This is a genomic window from Phaeobacter sp. BS52 (assembly GCF_045040595.1).
Lineage (GTDB): Bacteria > Pseudomonadota > Alphaproteobacteria > Rhodobacterales > Rhodobacteraceae > Phaeobacter > Phaeobacter piscinae.
On record NZ_CP090662.1, the window covers coordinates 2,007,746 to 2,029,679 of the forward strand.

A 21,934-nucleotide genomic window follows, 5' to 3' on the forward strand; every position below is an offset into this window, starting at 1 on the left:
CATGACCCGTGAGTACCTGAAGAAGGCGGCCCTGACCCCCAAGTCGGATGCGTCCGAGACCCATAAGATTGTGCAGGAGATCCTTGATGAGATCGAGGGCGGAGGCGACGCCAAAGCATTGGAATATGCGGCCAAATTCGACAAATACGAGGGCAACGTCCTGCTGACGGATGAGGAGATTGAGGCCGCCTGCGCCTTGGTGCCGGAAAAGCTGAAGGCCGACATTCGGTTCTCCCATGACAACGTGCGCCGCTTTGCCGAACTACAGAAAAGCACTGTGCATGATGTGGAAACCGAAATTTCACCGGGTTTCATCACCGGACAGAAGGCGATCCCGGTGGATGCAGCGGGCTGCTACGTGCCCGGCGGGCGCTACAGCCATATCGCCAGCGCGATCATGACCGTCACAACCGCCAAAGTGGCTAAGCTGCAAACACATCACCGCCTGCTCGCCGCCGCGCCCCGGCGTCGGCGTGGCGCTTAGCCATCGTCTATGCCGCCCATATCTGCGGCGCGGATCAGATCATGGCGATGGGGGGCGTGCAGGGTGTTGCGGCGATGACATTCGGCCTGTTCGGACTGCCCAAGGCGAATATCCTCGTTGGTCCCGGCAATCAATTCGTGGCGGAGGCCAAGCGTATCCTGTTCGGCCGTGTCGGTATCGACATGATCGCAGGCCCCACTGACAGCCTGATCCTGGCCGACAGCACGGCGGACGCCCATATCGTCGCCACCGATCTGGTGAGTCAGGCCGAGCATGGCTACAACTCCCCGGTCTGGCTGGTGACGGATGATCGCACTCTGGCCGAGGAGGTGATGCGGCGGGTGCCGGGGCTGATCGACGATCTGCCCGAGGTGAACCGCGAGAACGCCGCTGCGGCGTGGCGCGATTATGCGGAGGTCATCCTCTGTGCCAACCGCGAGGATATGGCCGCCTGCTCCGACGCCTACGCGCCAGAGCATCTGACCGTACAGGCCGAGGATCTGGATTGGTGGCTGGGGCAGCTGACTTGCTACGGCTCGCTGTTTCTGGGCGAGGAAACCACGGTCTCTTATGGTGACAAGGCAGCGGGCACCAACCATGTGCTGCCAACCTCGCGCGCGGCCAGCTACACCGGCGGGCTGTCAGTCCATAAATACATGAAGATCGTCACCTGGCAGCGCGCCACCCGCGAAGGGTCCAAACCAGTGGCAGAGGCGACCGCACGGATTGCCCGGCTGGAAGGGATGGAGGGCCACGCCCGCGCTGCTGACGTGCGGTTGGCCAAGTATTTCCCGGATGAAACCTTTGACCTGACTGCAAATGGCTGACCCGCGCGCGCTTTTCGACCTGACAGGCCGGACCGCCTGTATCACCGGCGCCAGCTCCGGGCTGGGGCGTCGCGCAGCGATTGCGTTGGCCGCTGCCGGTGCGCAGGTGGTCGCGGTGGCGCGCCGGGCCGAGACTTTGGAAAGCGTCTGTGCCGAGATTGGCGCCAAGGCTGCCCCTGTGATGACAGATGTGGCAGACCGCAGCAGGTTCGACGCATTGCGTGAAGACGTTTCAGCCCCCTTCGGGGCGCCGGATATCCTGATCCATGCGGCCGGTGTAAATACCCGGCAAACGGCGGATGACGTCACCGCCGAGGGCTGGGACCAGACCATCGCACTGAACCTCTCGGCTCCATTCTTTCTGAGCCAGGCGCTGGTGCCTACGATGAAGGACAGAGGTTGGGGGCGGATCGTCAATTTCGCCTCGCTCCAGACCACCCGCGCCTTTCCCGGCGGCGTTGCCTATGGCGCCAGCAAGGGCGGGATCGCCCAGCTGACCCGCGCCATGGCTGAGGCCTGGTCGCCCCATGGCATCACCGCCAACGCAATTGGGCCGGGGTTTTTCCCGACCGAGCTGACCCAGGCCGTGTTCGATGATGGGGACCGTGCGGCCCGAAACGCCGCGCAGACCTGCATTGGCCGCAATGGTCGAGCTGGAGGATATGGACGGGCCGCTATTGTTTCTTTGCTCCGATGCCTCCGCCTATGTCACCGGGCAGGTATTGATGGTCGATGGAGGGTTCACAGCGAAATGAAAGCCTTGGTTTATGAGGGGGTTGAGACGCTGGCATTCCGAGATGTGCCGATGGCTGCGCGACGAGAGGGCGAGCATCTGATCCGCATCCGTGCCTCTGGTATCTGCGGCTCGGACATGCACGCCTATTTGGGCCACGATGCCCGCAGGCCCGCGCCGCTGATCCTGGGGCATGAGGCTGCGGGCGTGATTGAGGACGGACCGCAGGCGGGCCGCCGGGTGACGATCAACCCGCTGGTGACCTGCGGCAGCTGCGCGGCCTGCGCGGCTGGACGTGAAAACCTCTGCGCCAGCCGACAGATCATCTCCATGCCCCCGCGCGAGGGCGCCTTTGCCCAATTCGTGGCGATGCCGGAGCGCAACCTTGTAACCGTGCCCAAAGATGTGCCGTTGTCAAAGGCCGCCCTGGCCGAGCCGCTGGCAGTCAGCTGGCACGCCGCCCGGCTCGCGCTGAAGGCGCTGCACCCGGATATAGAGCGCCGCGCGCTGGTGATCGGCGGCGGTGCCATCGGCTTGGCCGCTGCGCTGGCGCTGCGCGCAATGGGGGTGGAGGACGTCGCGATTCAGGAACCCAACGCCGCGCGCCGGGCTTTTCTGGCAGACCACTGCGGCCAGCAGGCGGTGGCAGAGTTGCAGGGCATTGTACCACTGGTGGTCGACGCCGCGGGCTATGCCGCCACCCGCGCCGCCGCCTCTGCCGCGGCCGCGCCTGGCGGCGTGATTGCCCATGTCGGATTGGGCGAGGATGCGGGCGGTCTGGATATCCGCCGCATGACGCTGCAGGAAATCACCTTTATCGGCACCTATACCTATACCGCGCAGGATTTTCGCGACACCGCGCAAGCGATCTTTGATGGCCGCCTAGGTCCGCTGGACTGGCCAGAACAGCGGTCGCTATCAGACGGCGCCGCCGCATTTCGCGACCTGCGGTCCGGCGCAGTGGCCGCGCCAAAGATCATTCTGGATCCCTGGGCCTAGGCCCTGAGCTGAGCAAACGGAGAGCATCATGTATGACAAGATCCTGGTTCCCATGGCCCTGGACCACGGGGTGTCCGGCACAACACTGAAAGCCGCCGCGACCCTGTGCAACCCCGGCGGACAGATCACCGCACTGCATGTCTATGAGGCCCCGCAAGGCTCTGTCAGCGCTTATCTGGATGAGGATGCCGTGCGCGAAGGGCTCGAAAAGGCCCGTCAGCAGCTGACCAAGAAGACCGCCGACTATGGCGATGTGGCAGCTGAAATTGTCAAAGGTCGCTCGTACCGGGCCATTGTTGAATATGCAGAACAGAACGGTACGGACTGTATCGTCGTCGGCTCACATAAACCCGGGCTCAGCGACTTTTTCCTCGGCTCGACCGCCGCCCGTGTGGTGCGCCACGCGCCCTGCGCGGTGCATGTCTGCCGCCCCCTTTGATCCCCAACACCGAGACCTCAAACAAAGGCAATCGACCATGACAATAGACAAGAGGATCGCTGACGATCTGGCGGCCAATGGCGTCTCCTTCGTCACCACCGTGCCGTGCAAGCAACTGGCGGGTGTGATTGAGGAGATCGACCAGCGCGATGACATTTTTCACATCCCTTCCAACAAGGAAGACGAAGGCATGGGCCTCTGTGCCGGGGCCTGGATGGGGGGAAAACGTCCGGCGATCATCATGCAGAACACCGCCATCGGGGTCACCATCAACACGCTTGCGACGCTGATCCAATACTACCGGATGCCGCTGCCGATGCTGATTTCCTACCGCGGCGAGCTGCGCGAGCCGGTGGCCTGCCAGGTGGAAATGGCCGTGCATACCAAGGCACTTTTGACGCAGATGAATATCCCGACCTACCACTTCCACTGGCAGCGGGACGTCGAGGAATTCGACAACATCCTGAAATACACCTTCATGTGCAACAAACCTGTTGCCATCCTGACCGACGCAAATTTCTGGGGAGGCTATGGCGACCAATGATCCGTTCCGAAATCCTGAAAGAGATCGCGCCCATCCTGCGCAACGAACTGGTGGTCTGCAATATCGGTATTCCCAGCCAAGAGCTGCACGCCATCGATGACCAGCCCAGCAATTTCTACATGCTGGGCACCATGGGCCTTGCCTCCTCCATCGGGCTGGGGCTGGCGCTGGCACAGCCGAAGCCAGTTATCGTGATTGACGGTGACGGCTCAATCCTCACCAATCTCGGCACCCTGCCCACTATCGGCAACAACGCGCCCGGCAACTATATCCTGATGATCATCGACAATGGCTCTTATGGCTCAACCGGCGATCAGCCGACCTACACCAGTCAGCGCACCGATCTGGCTGCCATGGCGCGCGCCGCTGGCTGTGGCCGGGTGATCGAGGTGCAGGACAAAGACACCGGCCCTGCACTGGAACAGACGCTGGCGAGTGGCGAGGCCACGGTGCTGGTGGTGAAATGCGATAGCGGCAACGCCAAGATGCCGGTGATCACGATGGATCCGGTGGTGATCCGCGACCGCTTTATGACGGCTGTCACCAGCTGATGGGCGCAGGCGCCATTCATTCGGCTGAGGACGCCCGCCGTCTGGCCCGGCGGCGGCTGCCTTGGATGGTGTTTGACTATATCGATGGGGCCGCGGGACAGGAAACCGGGGCAGCGCGGAACTGCGCTGCCCTGGATGCCATCACCCTGCGGCCCCGTATCTTGCGCGATGTCAGCCAGCGGTCTTTGGCCACGAGCATATTTGGCGCCGAGGCAGACCGCCCTTTTGGCATTGCCCCCATGGGCATGTGCAACCTGTCGGCTCCTGGCGCCGACCTGATGCTGGCCCGGCTGGCGGCGCGCTACCGGGTGCCGCATGGAGTCTCCACCGTCGCCTCGACGTCGCTCGAGACGCTTCTGGAGGCGACGGAAGGCTATGCCTGGTTTCAGCTCTATTTCAGCGGTGACGGCACTGGCACTTTCAAGCTGGCCGAGCGCGCTCGCGCGGCTGGTTATCAAACTCTGGTGCTGACGGTTGATGTGCCGGAGGTCGGCCGCCGCCCACGCGAACTGCGGCATGGCTTCAAGATGCCGTTCCGCATCGGTCCGCGCCAATTCATTGATTTCGCCCTGCATCCGCGCTGGTCACTAACAACTCTGCTCAAAGGCAAGCCTGTGATGGCGAACTTCAAAATGGACGGCTATGACTTCGACCGCACCGAAAGCCGGGCGCGCGCCACGTGGGACACGCTGGCCCGGCTGCGCGACCTTTGGCCCGGAAAACTGGTGGTGAAAGGCGTGCTGGACGTCGAAGACGCCCGTGCGCTGGTATCGGCTGGAGTTGATGCCATTCAGATTTCCAGCCATGGCGCGCGACAACTGGAAGCCGCACCCGCCCCGATAGAGATGTTGGCAAAGATCCGTGCAGATCTTGGGCCGACGTTCCCGGTTTTCTACGACAGCGGCATCCGGTCGGGCGAGGATGTTCTGAAGGCGATCACAATGGGTGCAGATTTCGTGTTTCTGGGCCGTATCCTGCAATACGCGATTGCTGCGAGGGGCGAGGCTGGGCTGGAGCAATTGTGGGATGCGCTAAGCGAAGAGCTGAGCATTGCCATGGCACAAACCGGGCGCGTCTCACTTGCCACTTGAGAGCGCAGTTCATCGTCTGACGTAGCGCCGCGCGGTTGCCGCTGTTGAGCGCGCTTATGCTGCGTCTGCGTCGCTGCGTTGGCTTTTTGCGTCGACTGTCAGGTGGTAGGCCTGACAGGTTTCGCCGCCTGCTTCAAACCTGGGCCCGGCGGAGGTGATCGACAGGCGCGCCCTGCGCATCAGCAGCGCAGCTGTGACCGACGTGATGCACAAAAAGGCGCTGATGTTCCACTCCTGCGCGAGCCGGGAGAGACCGCGCTCCAGATGTCCGCGCACATCTCTGCGCTCCCGCGCGCTCAGCGTATCTTCGACGAAAAACCGGCTGACCTCCCAGATTGCGGCATCCTGCGGCGCGGAATGATCCAGGACATTTGACGGCAGGCCAGGCAGCAGACCCAATTGCGCATCCCGCAACATGTAGCTGGTGGTCATGCACTGCGCAGTGGTGGGGGTCACCCGGAAACCGCCGAGGACTGTTTTCCCCTCATGAACAGTGCAGTAGATACTCTCTGGTGTGTCGTACTGGTCAAACTCCAAGCCACGCACATTGGGCAGATTCCAGCGTCGCAACTGAACAAAATGACGATAGCGCGCGCGCAACATCTCAGTGAAGAGCCCGCCGGTCTCCGCAAAGTTGTCGAATGTAATTTCTGTCGACTGCATCGCAGGCCCGGTCAACTGTTCCAGCCCGAATGCAAACCTGCATTCCGGCAATTTATCGAAAATTCGACTCAACCTATCCGGAAAGCGTAAATTTTGAATTAATTCAGAAAAGCCACTGCGCTTTTTGCGGCCGCTTCTCACATTGGGATCGCGTCAGTCAAAAATCGCGGCGACCGCCCGACACCAGACAGCACTGCCTGCCCGGAAGGTTGCAACGCGATCAGGCTGAGCGCGCCGCCGGTGCCGATGTAACCTTGCGAATTTCCGAAAGCAGCACGGATTTTTTGACCGGCTTAGACAGGTAACTCACCGCACCGAGCCGCAGGAACAGCTCCTGTTCTTCCGGGGCCGCGTTCGCGGTCAGCATGACCACCGGCGTTGCCGCAATCCGTCCGCCACGCCGCAGCATTTCCGTGAGGGTTTCGCGGCCATCCATCACTGGCATTTTCATGTCCAAAAGCACCAGATCAAACGGGTGTCGCTCCAAGGCGTCCAAGGCCTCGGCGCCGTTTTCTGCATCGGTGATCCGCACGCCGCTGTTCTTTAGAAACGCCCGGACCACCAGCCGATTGGATGTCGTATCATCCACCAGCAAAATAGACAGATCGCCAAGCTCGCTTGCCTCTGTGCGGGCAATCTGCTGCGGCAGGACCTCCACCTCTGAGGCATCCAGCGCGGTGATCGGACAGAAGAAAGTGAAACAGCTGCCCCAGTCGCGGCCGGTCTGCACAGTGATATCGCCGCCCATTATGCGGGCCAGATGGCGGGCAATTGCCAATCCCAACCCGGTGCCGGGGACGTTGGGGGCGTTCTTGTCCTTGGCGCGATAGAAATCTGTGAAGAGTTTGACGCTTTGCTCCGGCGTCATGCCCCGACCGGTGTCGGAAACCGCGACGCGCAGCATCACGCGCCCGTCGAGATCTTCGTAATCAGCAGCCACCTCAACCTGACCGGTTTCTGTGTATTTCACCGCGTTGGAGACCAGGTTGCCGATCACCTGCCGCAGCCGCAATGCATCACATTCCGCATAGTCAGGGATGTTCTGCCCCAGGCTGACAGCCAGCCCGAGCCCCTTTTCATCCGCGCGCGCGCGATACATTTCAACGGCACTGGCGATTTCTTCCCGCGGGGAGGCCGTGGCCAGGTTCAGTTCGAACTGACCCGACTCGATCTTGGCGTGGTCAAGCACATCATCGAGGATCCCGGTGAGCGCCTGAGACGATTTGCGCAGAAGCTGCGTCTGCTCCCGCAGCGTATCAGACCCGGAATTTTCCTCTTCGATCAATTCGGACATGCCACAAATCGCATTCAGAGGTGTGCGGATTTCATGACTCATCGCGGCGAGGAACCGGCTCTTTGCACGGCTCGCGGCCTCCGCCGCGCTCAACGCCTCGCGCAGCCGCGCGGTCAACTGGTGCTGCACCCACATGGCGTGGACCATATAGGCGGCCCCCAACAACAGAATGACCGCGGCGATGATCATTTCGCCGGGACTCGCCACACGGAGAAGCGTCGCGCAAACCATATAGCCTACGGTCAGGATAATCGGCACCGCAGTGATGATCCCAAAATAGAACCATGCCGATCGCGCAACCACCGAATGATTGAGCGCAATGATCAGCAGCATCGCCCCCATCAGTTTGGGGAAGGGTTCAGGATGCAGGAACAACAGCAGCGACAAAGAATTGAAAACGCAGACGCCGACAAATGCGGAACCGGCAAAGAGAATGATGCCGCCGAGCGTTACGCCAGATGACAGACGCTGGTAGACCCGCAGACCAACCAGTTCGACCAGAACGTAGGCTGTGTAGACGATGGCAATGGTCTGCAAGGACAGAAAATAGAGGGACAGCAGCGACACCAGGGTGATCGAGGCAAATCGGGACGGAAGGTCGGACCGAACAAGCTTGTTTTGGCTGGCAACGGAATTCACGAGGTCTGGCGATAATGAAAACAAACGCATCCTCCTTTCCGGGTTTCCCAGGCCACCTCCCCGCCGTCGCGGTCACGCGTCAAAGGCGAGCCTCACCTAATTTGACAACAGCTATCCGATCTCGCTCGTACCGATAAATTGCGGTCAAATGGTGACAGATGACTTAATATTGCCGAGAGGACCTTAACGACAGGCCGATCAAGCTCAACTTTTAGCGAGAAAAACAGCGTCAACACGGCAAGGGATAATCACCCATCCGCACTTCAATCATGACGATATCGATCGGTAGAATATGCCCCACGGCCCTATGATGGACGCCAGCCGCGACCATTGCGATCCGCGTTAACAGAGGCGGGCTTAAGAGCGCGTCCAACCAGCGCATCCCTGAGATCTTTGATCTGGAAAATGGTGCCCCCACACGGACTCGAACCGCGGACCTACTGATTACAAATCAGTTGCTCTACCAGCTGAGCTATAGGGGCCTTGAGCAGCGAGATAGCGCCTCTCGCGAAGGGGTGCAAGACGAAAAATTCGTCTTGTGGCTGAGAATTTCATATCGGTATTTGAATCGAAGATCGTGCATATTTTGCCGTAACCAATCCCGCCCCCTTTGCGGTCTGCCAACAGGATCGCCGATCTCTGCACTCCACCGGTTTGCGCCGTCAGCAGGGCTGACGGCGGCGGCCATCTTCACTGGGCTCTCGGTCATCCCTGCGTGGTCACGGGTCTGCGTTGCGGTCGGGACCCAAATGTCAAATCGATCCAAAGACATGCTGGTGACCGGTGCAGAAATATATGATCATGCCATCAACAAGATGATAGGGGCTGTTGCGTGCCAGCGCAGGCAACGTGCTGACCACCCCAAGAAACCGGAAGCAGCCGTATGACGGAAACACGTTTCAATATCATGATCGTCGGACAGGCAGGGCGGTTGCAATATGAGGCGGTGCTGTTTGCGGCCTCCCTGCGCCAATACGCCCCTGAATTTACAGGGCGGCTCTATGTGGCGGTCCCGCAGTCAGGCGCGCTCTGGACCAGGGATCCCAGCATTCGCAACAAACCGGTATTGGAGGCGTTGGAAGCCTTGGGAGCGGAAATTCTACCGTTTCAATCCGCCACCTTTGGCGAGAGCTACCCCTATGGCAACAAGATTGAGGCGCTTCTGGCCATGCCAGAGGGCGAACCATTTGTGTTCTTTGACACCGACACGCTGATCACCGGTCCGCTCAACCAGATACCGCTGGATTTTGCCCGCCCCTCGGCGTCACTGCGTCGGGAGGGACCTGGCCGAAGCCGACGCTCTATGGTCCCGACATGACCGGGATTTGGCGCGCATTATATGATCGCTTTGGTCTGGATTTCGACAGCAGCCTTGATCACAGCCAGCCTGAAAATTTCTGGCGCCGCTATCTCTATTTCAATGCTTAGCTACTATTATGGGACTTGTCCCCGCGCCTTTGGTCAGCGGTTTCTTGAGTATGCAGTCTCCATCCGCGACGATCTGCCAAAGGCCTTGATCGGCCAGTCGCTGGATCCCTGGCTGGATCAGATCGCTCTGCCTTTGGTCATTCACAGCCTTGGCGGTGGGCGGGCGACGCTGCCCGAAGGCTATCTTGATGGGGAGATGAGTTGCCATTACCGCAGCCTGCCGCTGCTATACGCGCGGGAAAGCGATGATGTGGTCGCCGCGCTGGAGACCGTCGCCAGACCGAACAAGATCAAGAAAGTTCTGAAGCAATATGAGCCGATGAAGCGCATGATCTATCAGGGTCGCGGCGCCAAGGTACGCGCGATGTTTGATCGAGAGAACCTGCCTCGTAAGGAGCAGGCCTTGCGCAACCGGATCAAATCCGCCGGTTTCTGGATGCGATAATCAGCGCTTTCGACATGCGCTCTCTGCGGAAGAGTGCCTTGTGTGCCCAGCCGGATCCTGCGCCACGCGAGGCCAGCGCCAAATTGCAGCTTGCCTTACCGGTCGTGGCAGAGTGTTCTTACGCGCGAAACAAGTCCCGACCAGTAGGGTCGACCATTCAAGGGGAGCACATTCAATGTCTGAAGCGCCAAGCTACGGGTTCGACACATTGCAAATTCATGCCGGCGCCAAGCCCGATCCGGCCACCGGTGCGCGGCAGACGCCGATCTACCAGACCACCGCCTATGTGTTTCGCGATGCAGATCATGCGGCGGCCCTGTTCAACCTTCAGGAAGTCGGCTTTATCTATTCGCGTCTGACCAACCCGACAGTGGCCGTACTTCAGGAGCGCATTGCGACCTTGGAAGGTGGCGTTGGGGCGGTCTGCTGCTCCTCCGGCCACGCTGCCCAGATCATGGCGCTGTTCCCACTGATGGGACCAGGATGCAATGTGGTGGCCTCAACCCGGCTATACGGGGGCACCGTCACCCAGTTCAGCCAGACCATCAAGCGGTTTGGCTGGTCGGCCAAATTCGTGGATTTCGACGACCCTGAGGCGGTGGCCGCAGCCATTGATGACGACACGCGGGCTGTGTTTGGCGAATCTGTTGCGAACCCTGGCGGCTATGTCACGGATATCCGCTCCATTGCGGATGTTGCGGATGCGGCGGGTGTACCGCTGATCATCGACAACACCTCGGCCACGCCCTACCTCTGCAATCCGATTGCTCATGGGGCGACGCTGGTTGTGCATTCCACAACAAAATATCTGACTGGCAACGGTACTGTGACCGGTGGCGTGATCGTGGACTCCGGCACATTTGACTGGTCGGCAAATGACAAATTCCCGTCGCTGTCGCAGCCCGAGCTAAGCCTATCACGGGCTGAAGTTCCACGAGACCTTTGGCGGGCTGGCCTTCACCTTCCATGGCATTGCCATCGGCCTGCGCGATCTGGGCATGACCATGAACCCACAGGCCGCGCATTATACGTTGATGGGGATTGAGACCCTCAGCCTGCGGATGGAACGCCACTGTGAGAATGCCAAAACCGTGGCTTCGTGGTTGGAGCAGGATCCGCGCGTGGACTATGTGACCTACGCAGGGTTGCCATCCTCGCCCTATCATGATCGTGCGAACGCACAGTATCCCAAGGGCACTGGCGGGCTTTTCACCTTTGCGGTGAAGGGCGGGTATGACGCCTGTGTCAAACTGGTGAACTCGCTGGAAATCTTCAGCCATGTTGCCAACCTTGGCGATACCCGGTCACTGATTATCCACTCTGCCTCAACCACCCATCGCCAGCTGACGCCTGAGCAGCAGGAGGCGGCTGGCGCCGGGGCGAATGTTGTGCGCGTCTCTATCGGGATTGAAAACGCCGATGACCTGATTGGTGATCTGGATCAGGCTCTGAGTAAGGCGAGCAGCTAACCCGCTGATACCCAGCCAGTGTTACGTCATAAGGAAAAGGCCGGGACATCCCGGCCTTTTTTGGTTCTCAGTCGTTTGTCGGCAGCTTGATATCGTAAACCACGGAAACGCTGTGGCTGAAATTCAACTCACCTGCCTCGATCGGCATAGGAGCGCTGCGGGCCATCTCCATCGCCATCATCGGCTGGCCACCACCGGTGTCGCGGTCGTGAATTGACCGCACAGGGCCCAGCTCAACCCCCGCGGCCTCTGCCAGCTGGGCTGCCTTGCGTCGTGCATCTTTCACTGCGGCGCCGCGGATCTGGTCCTGCACTTTTGCCGGATCGGTGACTCCGAAACTCAACCCCCGGAAATCATTGGCGCCGACTTTTAGCACCTGATCCAGCACCTCGCCGAGTTGATCCAGATCGCGGATGCGCAGGGACAGGGTATTGGAGGCGTTGAACCCGGTGATCTTGCGGCGGCCATCCGAATAGCTGCGGTCCTGAGACCAGACAGGATTTAGGGAAATCTGCTGGGTCTGCATATCCTCTGCTGCGATACCAGCCGCCCGCAATTCATCAACCACCGCGACCATCTTGGTGGAGACTGCGGACATGGCGAGAGCGGCCTCTTCGGCCTCTTCAGTGACGCCCAAGGTGATTGTCGCCAGTGTCGGGGTGACGGCGATACGCGCCTCACCGGTGACCGAGATCTGGCGATCCACCGGGGTTTCCTGCGCATGGGCAAGCCCTGTTGCCAGCAGAACCGCCAGCGCCGAGGCAAAGATATGTCTAGCTTTCATCGAACTGCTCCTTTTTCTGGGTGTAACATGGGGATGGCAATTGACCGCCTGCAAGGGGGAAATCGTGTCTTTTCCTTTCCCTTGCGCGCGCTCTGCCTTATGGTCTGCGCCAAGATCGCCCTGCCACACAGGGGTATGGGCATACTAAAGCTGAAGGCGTGTTTGCATCATGAAACCGGGGTTTGCACTCTCTCTGTCCTCCACCGGCGTTGGCCTGTTGCAACGTGCCGCCGATGGTTGGCGCCAGATTGGCACAGTCTCGCTGGATGTCGACGATCTGAGCGCCGCGCTAGCGGATCTGCGCCAATTGGGCGAACGCCATGCGCAGGGGCCAATCGCGTGCAAGCTGATCATCCCGAACGATCAAATTCGATATCTGACGCTTGAAACCGGGGTCACCGATCCCGACAGCCGGCGCGCCGCTGCCGAGCAGGGCCTCGATGGGGCCACGCCCTATCAGGTGGAGGAGCTGGTCTTCGACCTGAGCGAGGATGGTGCACAGACCCATGTGGCCGCCGTCGCCCGCGAAACCTTGCAAGAGGCCGAAGATTTTGCGTTGGCACATGGTTTCCTTCCGGTGAGCTTTGTTGCGATGCCGCAGGAGATGAATTTCCTGGGAGAGCCGTTTTTTGGCGCGTCCCAAACCCTGCTGCAATCTGGCGAAGCCCCGGTTGAGCCTGACGGCGTCGCGGTGGTTGACATCGGCCCCGCCGACGCGCCGCCCGCTATTGCTGACGCTGCTGTGGATGCTGAGGGCAATGCAGACACGCCCTTAGACGAAAACGCATCACCCGAGGTGCCCCCCACCACTGCGGCGCCGCTGACCACCACCGCTGATGATGCTGCCTCCGCGGTCCCTGCCCCGTCAGACCCCGAGGAGGCATCTGCCGATGACATTCCCGACGATGTGTCTGACACTGCCGCAGCCAAGGGCAAAGAGGCCGAACAGATCGTAGCTGAGCCGGATCATACCCCAGACGCCGCGCCCGTTACCGACACCGACACCGACACCGACACCGACACCGAAGATACGCCGACGGCGCCAACAGCTATCGCTGCAAGCGGGTTTTCGACGCGACGGCGCAAGGATGGCGACCTGCGCGCGCAGAAAGCCTCTGCACCAACGGCTTCGCCAGTACCGCCCAAAGCGCCTGCAGCGACCAAAGCCGTTGCCGAGGCTAATGCGCCTACGCAGACCAAGCCTAACGATGGCCAGCGGGTGGTGCCTCATGCTGCCTTCGGCTCCATTGCATTGTCCGACAGCCCGACGACACCGGGAAGCGGCACCACCAAAGCGCAGCCGCTGGCCGCTCCGACGACCGGGCCGGTCATAGCCTCCCCCACCGCCAAGGGCGCAATCCCACCCGCGCCAAAAGCAGCAAGTCCGGCGCCGGTTCTGCCCCGTGATGACATCGCGGATATCTCACTCCCGGAGGCGCCCAAGGACAAGAAATCTCTGCATGAGGCTGGCAAGGCTTCTCTGCTCGCCGGTGTTTCAAACCAGAAGGTCGGCGGCAAGCCACGGTTCCTCGGCTTGGCCCTGGTGAGCGGCTTGCTGATTTTCATGGCGATTGTGGCGGCCTGGGCCATCCTTGCCGACAGGCAGTCCCGCAACGCCGTCAGTGATGCAACCACAACGCCTTTGGACAGCCCAGACACAAGTGGTCCCGGTGAAATCGCACCCCAAGTCAGCGCAATACCAGATCAACCTGATGAGGGGGCGTTGTTGCCGCTGGACTCAACGACAGACGGCACAGCGCCCGATGACACGGCTGCCCCTGCGGAGGGTGATGAGGGGTTGTCCAGTACGGATACCGCGGTTCTGGACGCGCTGCGGCTGGAGCAGGACGCCACGCCAACGGCAGATGAAACGCTCACGGAGGATCTGGACCGCGCCGAGCTGGCCCCGGAAACGGATGAACCTGCGGTGACGGCAGATCAGGACACGTCGCTGACACGCGCGGCCCAATATGCCGCAACTGGCATCTGGCAACATGCACCTGAAACGCCCGAAACCCCGGGAACAGATACGCTTGAGACCCTCTATGTGGCGTCAATTGACCCGACCGATATCTCCGAAGATGCAACAGCCCTGCCCGATCAGACCCTGTTCGCCACGGACCTGGAACTGGGCGCGATCAGCACCCCGACTGCTGCCGGACAACAGTTTGAGCTGGATGAGCGCGGATTGGTCAAGGCCACCCCGAACGGGACGCTGAACCCGGATGGGATCATGGTGTTCCTCGGCCGTCCTGAAAAGATCCCTCCACCGACCCCTGCCCGTCCAGACCCGGACGTTGCAGCTGCAGCGGAGGAAGCCGCGCGTCAGGCGATCCTGTCGGAACTTCGCCCTAAACAGCGCCCCAACGATCTGGTTGAACAGAATGAACGCGCGCAGCTTGGCGGATTGAGCCGGGCTGAACTGGGCGCGCTACGCCCTCGCAGCCGTCCACCGGGGTTGAAACCGCCAGAGGAAAACAGTCTGCCCGCAACCGCACAGGCGATTGCCCGCTCCGTTGTGCCCCGTGGGCGGCCAGCCAATTTCGCCAATCTGGTCGACCGTGCGCAGCGCAATCGTCAGCGCAATGCCGAGGCCAGCATCTCAGAAGCGGTCGCCAGCGCCCCGCCCCGGACAGTTACACCACGGATCCCATCCAGCGCCTCGGTTGCGCGGCAAGCGACCGTCGACAACGCGATCAATCTGCGGCGCGTGAACCTGATCGGTGTCTATGGCACCCCGTCAAATCGCCGCGCGCTGATCCTGATGCCCAACGGCCGTTACAAGAAGGTAAAAGTCGGAGATCGGATCGATGGCGGGCGTGTTGTGGCCATTGGCGACAGCCAGCTGCAATACCAAAAGGGCAATCGCAATCTAACGCTGAAAATTCCGAGCAGTTAAGGCCAACCCAGCCGGAACGATACGACCACGGCGCAGAAGATGCCCCAAATTGCGAACCAAAATGACAAAAGCCGGACCACCCTGGGCCCGGCTTTTGTCGTTTAGGTCTGCGAATGGTTGCTTACTCAGCCCCTGCTAGCTCTCCGTTGGCAATCTGCTCACGCTCAATCGACTCAAATAGCGCTTTGAAATTACCCTCGCCAAAGCCATCATCGCCCTTGCGCTGGATAAATTCGAAGAAGATCGGTCCGATCACGGTTTTGGAGAAGATTTGCAGCAGGATCTTGGTCTCCCCACCATCAACAACACCTTCGCCGTCAATCAGGATTCCGTGTTTCTGCATCCGGTCCAGCGGTTCCTCATGGCCGACCACACGGTCGTGGCTCATCTCATAGTAGCTGGCCGGAGGGGCTAGGCATGAACTTGATCCCGCGGTCTGAAATCTCATCCGTCGCGCCATAGATATCCTCGCTACCGACCGCGATGTGCTGGATACCCTCGCCGTTGTATTTTTTAAGATAAGAGACAATCTGCCCGGTTTCGCCACGATCTTCGTTGATCGGGATGCGGATGCGCCCGCAGGGCGAGGTCAGTGCGCGGCTCAGCAGTCCGGTGAATTTTCCTTCGATATCGAAGAAACGGATTTCTTTGAAGTTGAACAACTCACCATAGAACCTGAACCATTTGTCCATATTGCCCTTGAAAACATTATGGGTCAGGTGGTCGAGGTAATAGAAGCCAACACCGCGCGGTTTCGACTGGGTGAGCCACTCAAACTCAGTGTTATACGGCGAGGTGTCATAATACTGATCAATAAAGTAGATCAGCGAGCCGCCGATCCCCTTGATCGCAGGGACGTCCATCGTCTTGTCGTCGCCTTCATAAGCTTCCGCCCCTTTGGCGACGGCGTGTTCGAAGGCCTTCTGCGCATCGACAACACGCCACCCCATAGACGGCGCGCATGGACCATGATCCGCCACGAAGCGCTCGGCAAAGCTGCCTTTCTCGGCGTTCAGGATATAGGTGATATCGCCCTGCTGCCACAGCTCAATGCCCGGCTTGTTCTTGTGGCGCGCCACCAGCTCATACCCCATACGCGCAAAAAGATCGCGCAGCTCCTGCGGGTCGGGATGGGCAAATTCGACGAACTCGAACCCATCGGTCCCGGCCGGGTTTTCGGCGCTGATGACGGATTTCGGGGCATTATGCGGGAACGGACCCATGCGGCTTCCTCCAGATAGGGAATAGTGTAGCTGCATTTAGAATACCGCAATTCAGATGCTTGTTTTGCGCATAGTTTAGGATATGCCAGTGTGTAGGCGCGTAAATCACGCGCATGATGTTGAATATTTGTGAAAGTCCCGCATATGTTAGACGCAACTGATCAGAAACTGCTCTCCGCACTGCAAAAAGACGCCCATCTGACCGCACAGCAGCTGGGGGAATTGCTGAACCTCTCAGCCAGCCAGGCCGGGCGGCGCCGACAACGTCTGGAGGCCGACGGCTACATCCGCAGCTACGAGGCGCGGTTGGATCCTGACAAGCTGGGGTTGAGTGTCCAGGGGTTTGTGCAGGTCCATCTGGAGAGTCACGGACCTGAACAATCTGAACGATTTTCACGGCTGGTTCGGATGCGCCCTGAAATCACCTCAGCCTGGACCATGACCGGCGAAGCCGATTATTTACTTAGAGTATTCTGCACTGATCTTGCTGCATTAAACCGGCTTTTGCACGAAATTCTACTGCCGCACCCAACGGTCGCACGGGTTCAAAGCCAGATTGTGATGGCACAATTAAAAAGCGATGGACCGCTGCCGACTTAAGGTTCCGTGAACACTCGTGCGCTATACAAACAGGGTACAGACTTAGAGATTGGATAGAGACCGTGTCCTTTGTAGATCGTCGCATTGAAAGCCGCCCCACCCGCGGCGAGGCTCCGTTTGGGCTAAACGAGGTGTTTTTCTCCCGCACCGATAGCCGCGGGGTCATCATCGCTGGCAACTATGTGTTCCGCAGGGTGTCCGACTACGATTGGGACGAACTGCTTGGTGCGCCGCATCGCACCATTCGCCACCCCGATATGCCCAAAGGTGTGTTCCAATTGTTCTGGGATACCATCAAGAGCGGCCAAACCATGGGCGCCTACGTCAAGAACAAGGCGAAGGATGGGCTTTATTACTGGGTTTATGCGGTCGTGGTGCCCTGCGCTGACGGCTACCTGTCGGCACGGATCAAACCCACCAGCAAGATGTTCGACGATGCCCGAAGCCTCTACGCCAAGCTGCTGGCAGCGGAGCAAAACGAAGATCTGACGCCGGAGGAAAGCGCCGAACGCCTGAAGGGCTGGATTGTCGATCATGGGTTTGACGACTATCGCCAATTCGCAACCAAGGCGATGAGTGAGGAACTGATCGCACGCGACATCGGGCTGGACAATGAGCCGGATCAGATGATTATCGATCTGTGCCAGATGCTGGACAATGCCAAGACACTCGTCAGTGAGACCGAAGGCCTAATCAAGGATTTCGACGCCATGCACACGATCCCGCATAACCTGCGGGTCATTGCGTCACGTATCGAGCCCTCAGGCGGGCCCGTCACTGTCCTGTCGCAGAACTATGGCGCGATGTCGCGCGAGATGTCTGATTGGTTTGCAGCGCATGTCATGGGCAAGGACAGCAATTTTGCGGTGATTGAGGCTGCCGTGGACGACTCCCTGTTTGTCGAGTGCATGGTTCGTGTCCTGAAGGAATGCGACATCCAGCTGCAGAAGGAGCGGCGCGGTCTGGGGGACATTGACATGCAGGGGGAACGCGATGTGCTGGCCCAATTGGTGGCCCAGCAGCTGGAACGCGCAGGCAAGGGGCTCGACCAGGTGGAGCGCGAAGCCTCGCGTATCATGCATGCCTGCCAGGTTATGCACCGTCATTTTCTGGGCCTCAGCTCAACTCGTGTTCTGTGTAAAATCGAAAGTGCCCGCCTGCCGGAGTCGGGCGAAACACTGGCGGATATCATCGACCAGCTTGGCGTCTTTCAGGAGCGCATCTCCCAACGGCTGGAGCGTATTGCGAAACTCAGCAATGAGATCCGCTCTCTGGAACGCTGACGCCAGGCGCACAGGTTGCACACAAGCCAGGGTTGGGACCCGCTAATCGGCCAGCGCTGGTTTTGTCTGCTGTTGGTATCCCTGACAAGAAATAGAACCGCAAGAAGAGCGGTTCTGTTTCAACGGCCCGTGGCGCCGCAGGGGTAACACAGGCCGCTCAAAATACTCGAAGGGCTGGCGAACCAGGGCCTCTCGCTTTTTTGAAGCTTGGGACCGCCCGCCCCTGCGCGCTCATAGCCTCTGATTTATGGCGCCTCGCATGCCAACTCTGCAGTGATGGATCTCGACCCTAGGCCCCTTTCCAAGTCCCGGTTGGTCACCTGCCTCGTTCGGCCTGCGGCCCGGACCAGTGGCGCTCGACGTTCCGACAGGTCAGCGCTGATTGCCTGATTTCGGGCACATATGATGCCCCGGCGAGCCAAGGCAGGCGCTGCGACACCGACCCACGCCGTCATCGCATGTTAAACGTTGCCAAGCCGGGCACCGCTTGCGATACCAAAACTTATGGATGCATTTCTTTATCAGGCGACGATTTACCTTGCAGCCGCGGTGATTGCCGTTCCGATTGCCGCTCGTCTCGGGCTTGGCTCGGTTTTAGGCTATCTGGCTGCCGGAATTATTATCGGACCGGTGTTCGGGTTTGTTGGAAGCGAAGCCGAAGATCTGCGCCATTTTGCCGAATTTGGCGTCGTCATGATGCTCTTTCTGATCGGGTTGGAGCTGGAGCCGCGCGCGCTTTGGGCGATGCGGCATAAGCTGCTCGGTCTGGGCGGCCTGCAGATCCTCGTCAGTACGATGGCCCTGATGGGGGCTGCCATGCTGGCGGGTGAAACCTGGCAGGTGGGACTGGCCATCGGGCTGGCGCTCTCGCTGTCCTCAACTGCCATCGTACTGCAGACCCTCTCTGAGAAGGGGTTGATGCGAACCGGTGGGGGGCGGGCCACATTTTCGGTTCTGCTCACGCAGGACATCGCGGTCATTCCCATCCTTGCCTTACTGCCGCTGCTGGCGGCCCAACATGGCGCGCAGATCACCGGGAATGGATCCATTGCGCGCGCCGCGGATGACGCCCACGGTGCATCCAGCCACGCCACACTGTCGCTGGTCGAAGGGCTGCCGGGGTGGGCTGTGACCCTGGTCACCCTTGCCGCTATTGCGTCGATTGTGCTGGCCGGTGTCTATCTGGCACGGCCAGTGTTCCGGTTCATCCATGCCTCTAACCTGCGCGAAATGTACACGGCCCTGGCGCTGATGATCGTTGTTGGCATCTCTTTCCTGATGACACTGGTCGGTCTCTCGCCTGCGCTTGGGGCTTTTCTTGCCGGGGTGGTTCTGGCCAACAGTGAATTTCGGCACGAGCTTGAGAGCGACCTCAACCCCTTCAAAGGGCTGCTGCTGGGGCTGTTCTTCATCACGGTCGGTGCCGGTATCAACTATCGCCTATTTCTGGCCGAACCGGGCGATCTGATCGGCCTTGCCCTTTTGGTCATCATCGCAAAAGGTGCTGTGCTCTATTTTGTGGGCAAAGCATTCGGCCTGAGGAAACGCGATCACTGGCTGTTTACGCTGGGCCTTGCGCAAGCGGGTGAGTTCGGATTTGTCCTGCTGGCATTTTCCCGGCAGCTCAATGTGGTGCCACCTGAACTGTCCGAAAAACTGCTTCTGGTGATCGCGCTGTCGATGCTGATCACTCCGCTGTTGTTCATTCTTTATGACCTGCTGTCGAAATACAGCAAGGACAGCCCCAAGGAACAGGCCGCCGACGAAATCGACGAAGAAGGCCCGGTCATTGTGGCCGGGATTGGGCGCTTTGGTCAGATCGTCAATCGCCTGGTCCGTGCCAGCGGGTTCAATACCGTGGTTCTGGACAGCAATATGGCATCCGTTCAGCTGATGCGGCGGTTTGGCGTCAAGAGCTTCCTCGGTGATCCGACCCGCCCCGAACTGCTGAAAGCCGCTGGCATTGCAAAGGCCAAGGTTCTTGTTGTGGCACTTGACGACAGAGAGGCAGCCCTCAGGCTGGTTGCCCATGCCCGTCGCGGTTATCCGGATCTGCACATCATTGCGCGCGCATTTGATCGCAACCATGTGTTTGAACTCTACAAGGCTGGAGCGAATGATATTGTGCGTGAGATGTTCGACAGCTCCCTACGCGCCGGTCGCTATGTTCTGGAGCAGATCGGGCTGAGCGAATATGAGGCGGCGCAGGCGGAGCAGACGTTCTATGCCCATGATCGTCAGACCGTGCGCGAACTGGCGAGTCTCTGGATTCCCGGAACGCCAAGCTAGCGAAAACCCGGCTTATATCGCCCGCGCCCGCGAGCTGGAAAAAGATCTGGAAACAGCGCTCTTGGAGCTTGCAGAGGCGAAGAAATCCTCAGACCAGAAATCAGCCTGATCCTCCGTTGCATCGCCCCGCCTGTCAAAAGGCGGGACGGCAAAGCGGCATCAGTGGCACATAGCGCCAGCTCAACTGCCGGAAACGCCCGCTTCCTCAAAGGTCGCCATACCGCTGTGGCACGCGACAGCCGCCCGCAGCACCTGGATGGCCAGGGCCGCGCCAGACCCCTCTCCGAGGCGTAGATCCAGCGACAGAAATGGCGGCTTGCCAAGATGCGTCAGCAATGCGGCATGGGCGCTTTCGGCGCTCTGGTGACCGGCGACGACATGATCCAATGCCGCCGGATGCGTGCGCATCAAGCAGGCGGCCGCAGCACAGCAGATAAACCCGTCCAGAATGACCGGAATTTTCATCATGCGGGCCGCGGTCATCGCCCCGGCCATGGCGGCAATCTCGCGCCCGCCGAGACGGCGCAACGCCTCAACACCGTCGGTGATGGCCGGGCCATGCAGCGCCACCCCTTCCGCCACAACCCGGGTTTTATTCGCCAGGCCAGTGTCATCAACACCGGTCCCGCGTCCGGTCCAATCCCCGGCGTCACCGCCGAACAGCGCGCAGGCCAGCGCTGCGGCCGGTGTCGTATTGCCGATACCCATTTCCCCCACCACAAGCAGATCGGCGGAGGGATCAACTGATTTCCACCCGGTCTGCAACGCCATGAGCAGTTCGGCGCTATCCATGGCGGCGTCTTTGGTAAAGTCCTTCGTTGGCGTTTCCAGATCGAGGCTATGAACATCCAGACGGGCGCCCGCCAGCTTTGCCAGCTGGTTGATCGCGGCACCGCCGTGTTTGAAATTGGCGACCATCTGCGCGGTCACCTCGCTCGGAAAGGCAGAGACCCCCTGCTCCACGATGCCGTGGTTGCTAGGCAAAGACGATCACCTGCGGCGCCCGGATCACCGGGCGGTCGGTCCCACGCCAGCTGCCGTACCAGATCGCCAGATCCTCCAACCGCCCAAGCGAGCCCGGCGGTTTGGTCAATTGGCTGTTGCGTTCGGCTGCGGCCGTTTCAGCCCGTTCGTCCACGCCCGGAGCCTGCGCAAGCTGCGCACGAAAGTGATCAAGCGAAAAGAGCGGTGATAGCATGGAAAGCCTCATTGCATCGAAGGGGTCGTCGCAGGTAAAGCGGATCATCCGT

11 protein-coding genes, 1 tRNA gene and 7 pseudogenes are annotated in these 21,934 nt (G+C 60.1%); 13 read left to right on the forward strand and 6 right to left on the reverse strand.

The window, feature by feature from the left end:
* Nucleotide 1 precedes the first annotated feature (1 nt).
* The 7 genes and pseudogenes from hisD (at nt 2) to L0Z65_RS09825 (ending at nt 5,668) form a co-directional block, all read left to right on the forward strand.
* Nucleotides 2-1,311: pseudogene (gene hisD, locus L0Z65_RS09795) on the forward strand (histidinol dehydrogenase).
* Nucleotides 1,304-2,066, forward strand: a pseudogene (locus L0Z65_RS09800) (SDR family NAD(P)-dependent oxidoreductase). The pseudogenes hisD and L0Z65_RS09800 overlap by 8 nt, the downstream one beginning before the upstream one ends.
* A complete protein-coding gene (locus L0Z65_RS09805) occupies nt 2,063-3,043 on the forward strand; it encodes an alcohol dehydrogenase catalytic domain-containing protein (protein WP_405107206.1) in 981 nt (326 codons plus the stop codon). Before L0Z65_RS09800 ends, L0Z65_RS09805 begins: the two are co-directional and overlap by 4 nt.
* A 28-nt stretch (nt 3,044-3,071) precedes the next feature.
* The gene (locus tag L0Z65_RS09810) at nt 3,072-3,482 is read left to right on the forward strand and encodes a universal stress protein (protein ID WP_096870781.1); all 411 of its coding nucleotides are present in this window, start codon (nt 3,072-3,074) and stop codon (nt 3,480-3,482) included.
* 37 nt (nt 3,483-3,519) lie between these two features.
* Nucleotides 3,520-4,026: a sulfopyruvate decarboxylase subunit alpha gene (gene comD, locus L0Z65_RS09815; protein ID WP_102897474.1), complete on the forward strand. Its 507-nt coding sequence runs from the start codon at nt 3,520-3,522 to the stop codon at nt 4,024-4,026.
* Nucleotides 4,023-4,577 (forward strand): sulfopyruvate decarboxylase subunit beta, encoded by a 555-nt coding sequence (comE, locus tag L0Z65_RS09820; RefSeq protein ID WP_405107210.1) that lies wholly within the window; start codon nt 4,023-4,025, stop codon nt 4,575-4,577. The genes comD and comE overlap by 4 nt, the downstream gene beginning before the upstream one ends.
* Entirely contained in the window at nt 4,577-5,668 is a 1,092-nt protein-coding gene (locus tag L0Z65_RS09825; protein ID WP_405107213.1) for an alpha-hydroxy acid oxidase, read from the forward strand. The genes comE and L0Z65_RS09825 overlap by 1 nt, the downstream gene beginning before the upstream one ends.
* A gap of 54 nt (nt 5,669-5,722) precedes the next feature.
* Here the strand turns inward: L0Z65_RS09825 and L0Z65_RS09830 are convergent, their stop codons facing one another.
* The 3 genes from L0Z65_RS09830 to L0Z65_RS09840 all read right to left on the reverse strand — a co-directional run bounded on the left by L0Z65_RS09830 (nt 5,723) and on the right by L0Z65_RS09840 (nt 8,746).
* Nucleotides 5,723-6,331 carry an acyl-homoserine-lactone synthase gene (locus L0Z65_RS09830; RefSeq protein WP_040172505.1) on the reverse strand — a complete coding sequence of 203 codons (609 nt, stop codon included), beginning with the start codon at nt 6,329-6,331 and terminating at the stop codon, nt 5,723-5,725.
* Nucleotides 6,332-6,551: 220 nt separating this feature from the next.
* The gene (locus L0Z65_RS09835; protein ID WP_254683096.1) at nt 6,552-8,294 is read right to left on the reverse strand and encodes an ATP-binding protein; all 1,743 of its coding nucleotides are present in this window, start codon (nt 8,292-8,294) and stop codon (nt 6,552-6,554) included.
* Between the two features lie 376 nt (nt 8,295-8,670).
* A tRNA-Thr gene (locus tag L0Z65_RS09840) sits at nt 8,671-8,746 on the reverse strand.
* A 401-nt stretch (nt 8,747-9,147) separates the two neighbouring features.
* Here L0Z65_RS09840 and L0Z65_RS09845 point away from each other — a divergent pair.
* Together L0Z65_RS09845 and L0Z65_RS09850 are read left to right on the forward strand one after the other, a co-directional pair.
* Nucleotides 9,148-10,137: pseudogene (locus L0Z65_RS09845) on the forward strand (hypothetical protein).
* 175 nt (nt 10,138-10,312) lie between these two features.
* Nucleotides 10,313-11,606 (forward strand): annotated as a pseudogene (locus L0Z65_RS09850) (O-acetylhomoserine aminocarboxypropyltransferase/cysteine synthase family protein).
* Between the two features lie 67 nt (nt 11,607-11,673).
* On the opposite strand, the gene L0Z65_RS09855 reads toward L0Z65_RS09850, so the two are convergent.
* Nucleotides 11,674-12,390 carry an SIMPL domain-containing protein gene (locus L0Z65_RS09855; RefSeq protein WP_102897479.1) on the reverse strand — a complete coding sequence of 239 codons (717 nt, stop codon included), beginning with the start codon at nt 12,388-12,390 and terminating at the stop codon, nt 11,674-11,676.
* Between the two features lie 169 nt (nt 12,391-12,559).
* Here L0Z65_RS09855 and L0Z65_RS09860 point away from each other — a divergent pair, with 169 nt between their 5' ends.
* Nucleotides 12,560-15,289 carry a hypothetical protein gene (locus tag L0Z65_RS09860; RefSeq protein WP_405107218.1) on the forward strand — a complete coding sequence of 910 codons (2,730 nt, stop codon included), beginning with the start codon at nt 12,560-12,562 and terminating at the stop codon, nt 15,287-15,289.
* A gap of 121 nt (nt 15,290-15,410) precedes the next feature.
* Here L0Z65_RS09860 and hppD read toward each other — a convergent pair.
* Nucleotides 15,411-16,512, reverse strand: a pseudogene (gene hppD / locus L0Z65_RS09865) (4-hydroxyphenylpyruvate dioxygenase).
* A gap of 144 nt (nt 16,513-16,656) precedes the next feature.
* Here hppD and L0Z65_RS09870 point away from each other — a divergent pair.
* The 3 genes and pseudogenes from L0Z65_RS09870 to L0Z65_RS09880 all read left to right on the forward strand — a co-directional run bounded on the left by L0Z65_RS09870 (nt 16,657) and on the right by L0Z65_RS09880 (nt 20,793).
* On the forward strand, nt 16,657-17,112 hold the full coding sequence (locus L0Z65_RS09870; RefSeq protein WP_040172464.1) for an Lrp/AsnC family transcriptional regulator: 456 nt from the start codon (nt 16,657-16,659) through the stop codon (nt 17,110-17,112).
* 62 nt (nt 17,113-17,174) lie between these two features.
* Entirely contained in the window at nt 17,175-18,395 is a 1,221-nt protein-coding gene (locus L0Z65_RS09875) for a PAS domain-containing protein (protein WP_096870759.1), read from the forward strand.
* Nucleotides 18,396-18,899: 504 nt separating this feature from the next.
* A pseudogene (locus L0Z65_RS09880) lies at nt 18,900-20,793 on the forward strand (monovalent cation:proton antiporter-2 (CPA2) family protein).
* A gap of 71 nt (nt 20,794-20,864) precedes the next feature.
* Here the strand turns inward: L0Z65_RS09880 and cobT are convergent.
* Nucleotides 20,865-21,882: pseudogene (gene cobT, locus L0Z65_RS09885) on the reverse strand (nicotinate-nucleotide--dimethylbenzimidazole phosphoribosyltransferase).
* Nucleotides 21,883-21,934: the final 52 nt, after the last annotated feature.

Bases quoted from the DNA above. Each gene is read 5' to 3' on its own strand.
- L0Z65_RS09805 (WP_405107206.1), top strand. From the start codon at position 2,063: ATGAAAGCCTTGGTTTATGAGGGGGTTGAGACGCTGGCATTCCGAGAT.
- L0Z65_RS09810 (WP_096870781.1), top strand. From the start codon at position 3,072: ATGTATGACAAGATCCTGGTTCCCATGGCCCTGGACCACGGGGTGTCC.
- comD (WP_102897474.1), top strand. From the start codon at position 3,520: ATGACAATAGACAAGAGGATCGCTGACGATCTGGCGGCCAATGGCGTC.
- comE (WP_405107210.1), top strand. From the start codon at position 4,023: ATGATCCGTTCCGAAATCCTGAAAGAGATCGCGCCCATCCTGCGCAAC.
- L0Z65_RS09825 (WP_405107213.1), top strand. From the start codon at position 4,577: ATGGGCGCAGGCGCCATTCATTCGGCTGAGGACGCCCGCCGTCTGGCC.
- L0Z65_RS09830 (WP_040172505.1), bottom strand. From the start codon at position 6,331: ATGCAGTCGACAGAAATTACATTCGACAACTTTGCGGAGACCGGCGGG.
- L0Z65_RS09835 (WP_254683096.1), bottom strand. From the start codon at position 8,294: ATGCGTTTGTTTTCATTATCGCCAGACCTCGTGAATTCCGTTGCCAGC.
- L0Z65_RS09855 (WP_102897479.1), bottom strand. From the start codon at position 12,390: ATGAAAGCTAGACATATCTTTGCCTCGGCGCTGGCGGTTCTGCTGGCA.
- L0Z65_RS09860 (WP_405107218.1), top strand. From the start codon at position 12,560: ATGAAACCGGGGTTTGCACTCTCTCTGTCCTCCACCGGCGTTGGCCTG.
- L0Z65_RS09870 (WP_040172464.1), top strand. From the start codon at position 16,657: ATGTTAGACGCAACTGATCAGAAACTGCTCTCCGCACTGCAAAAAGAC.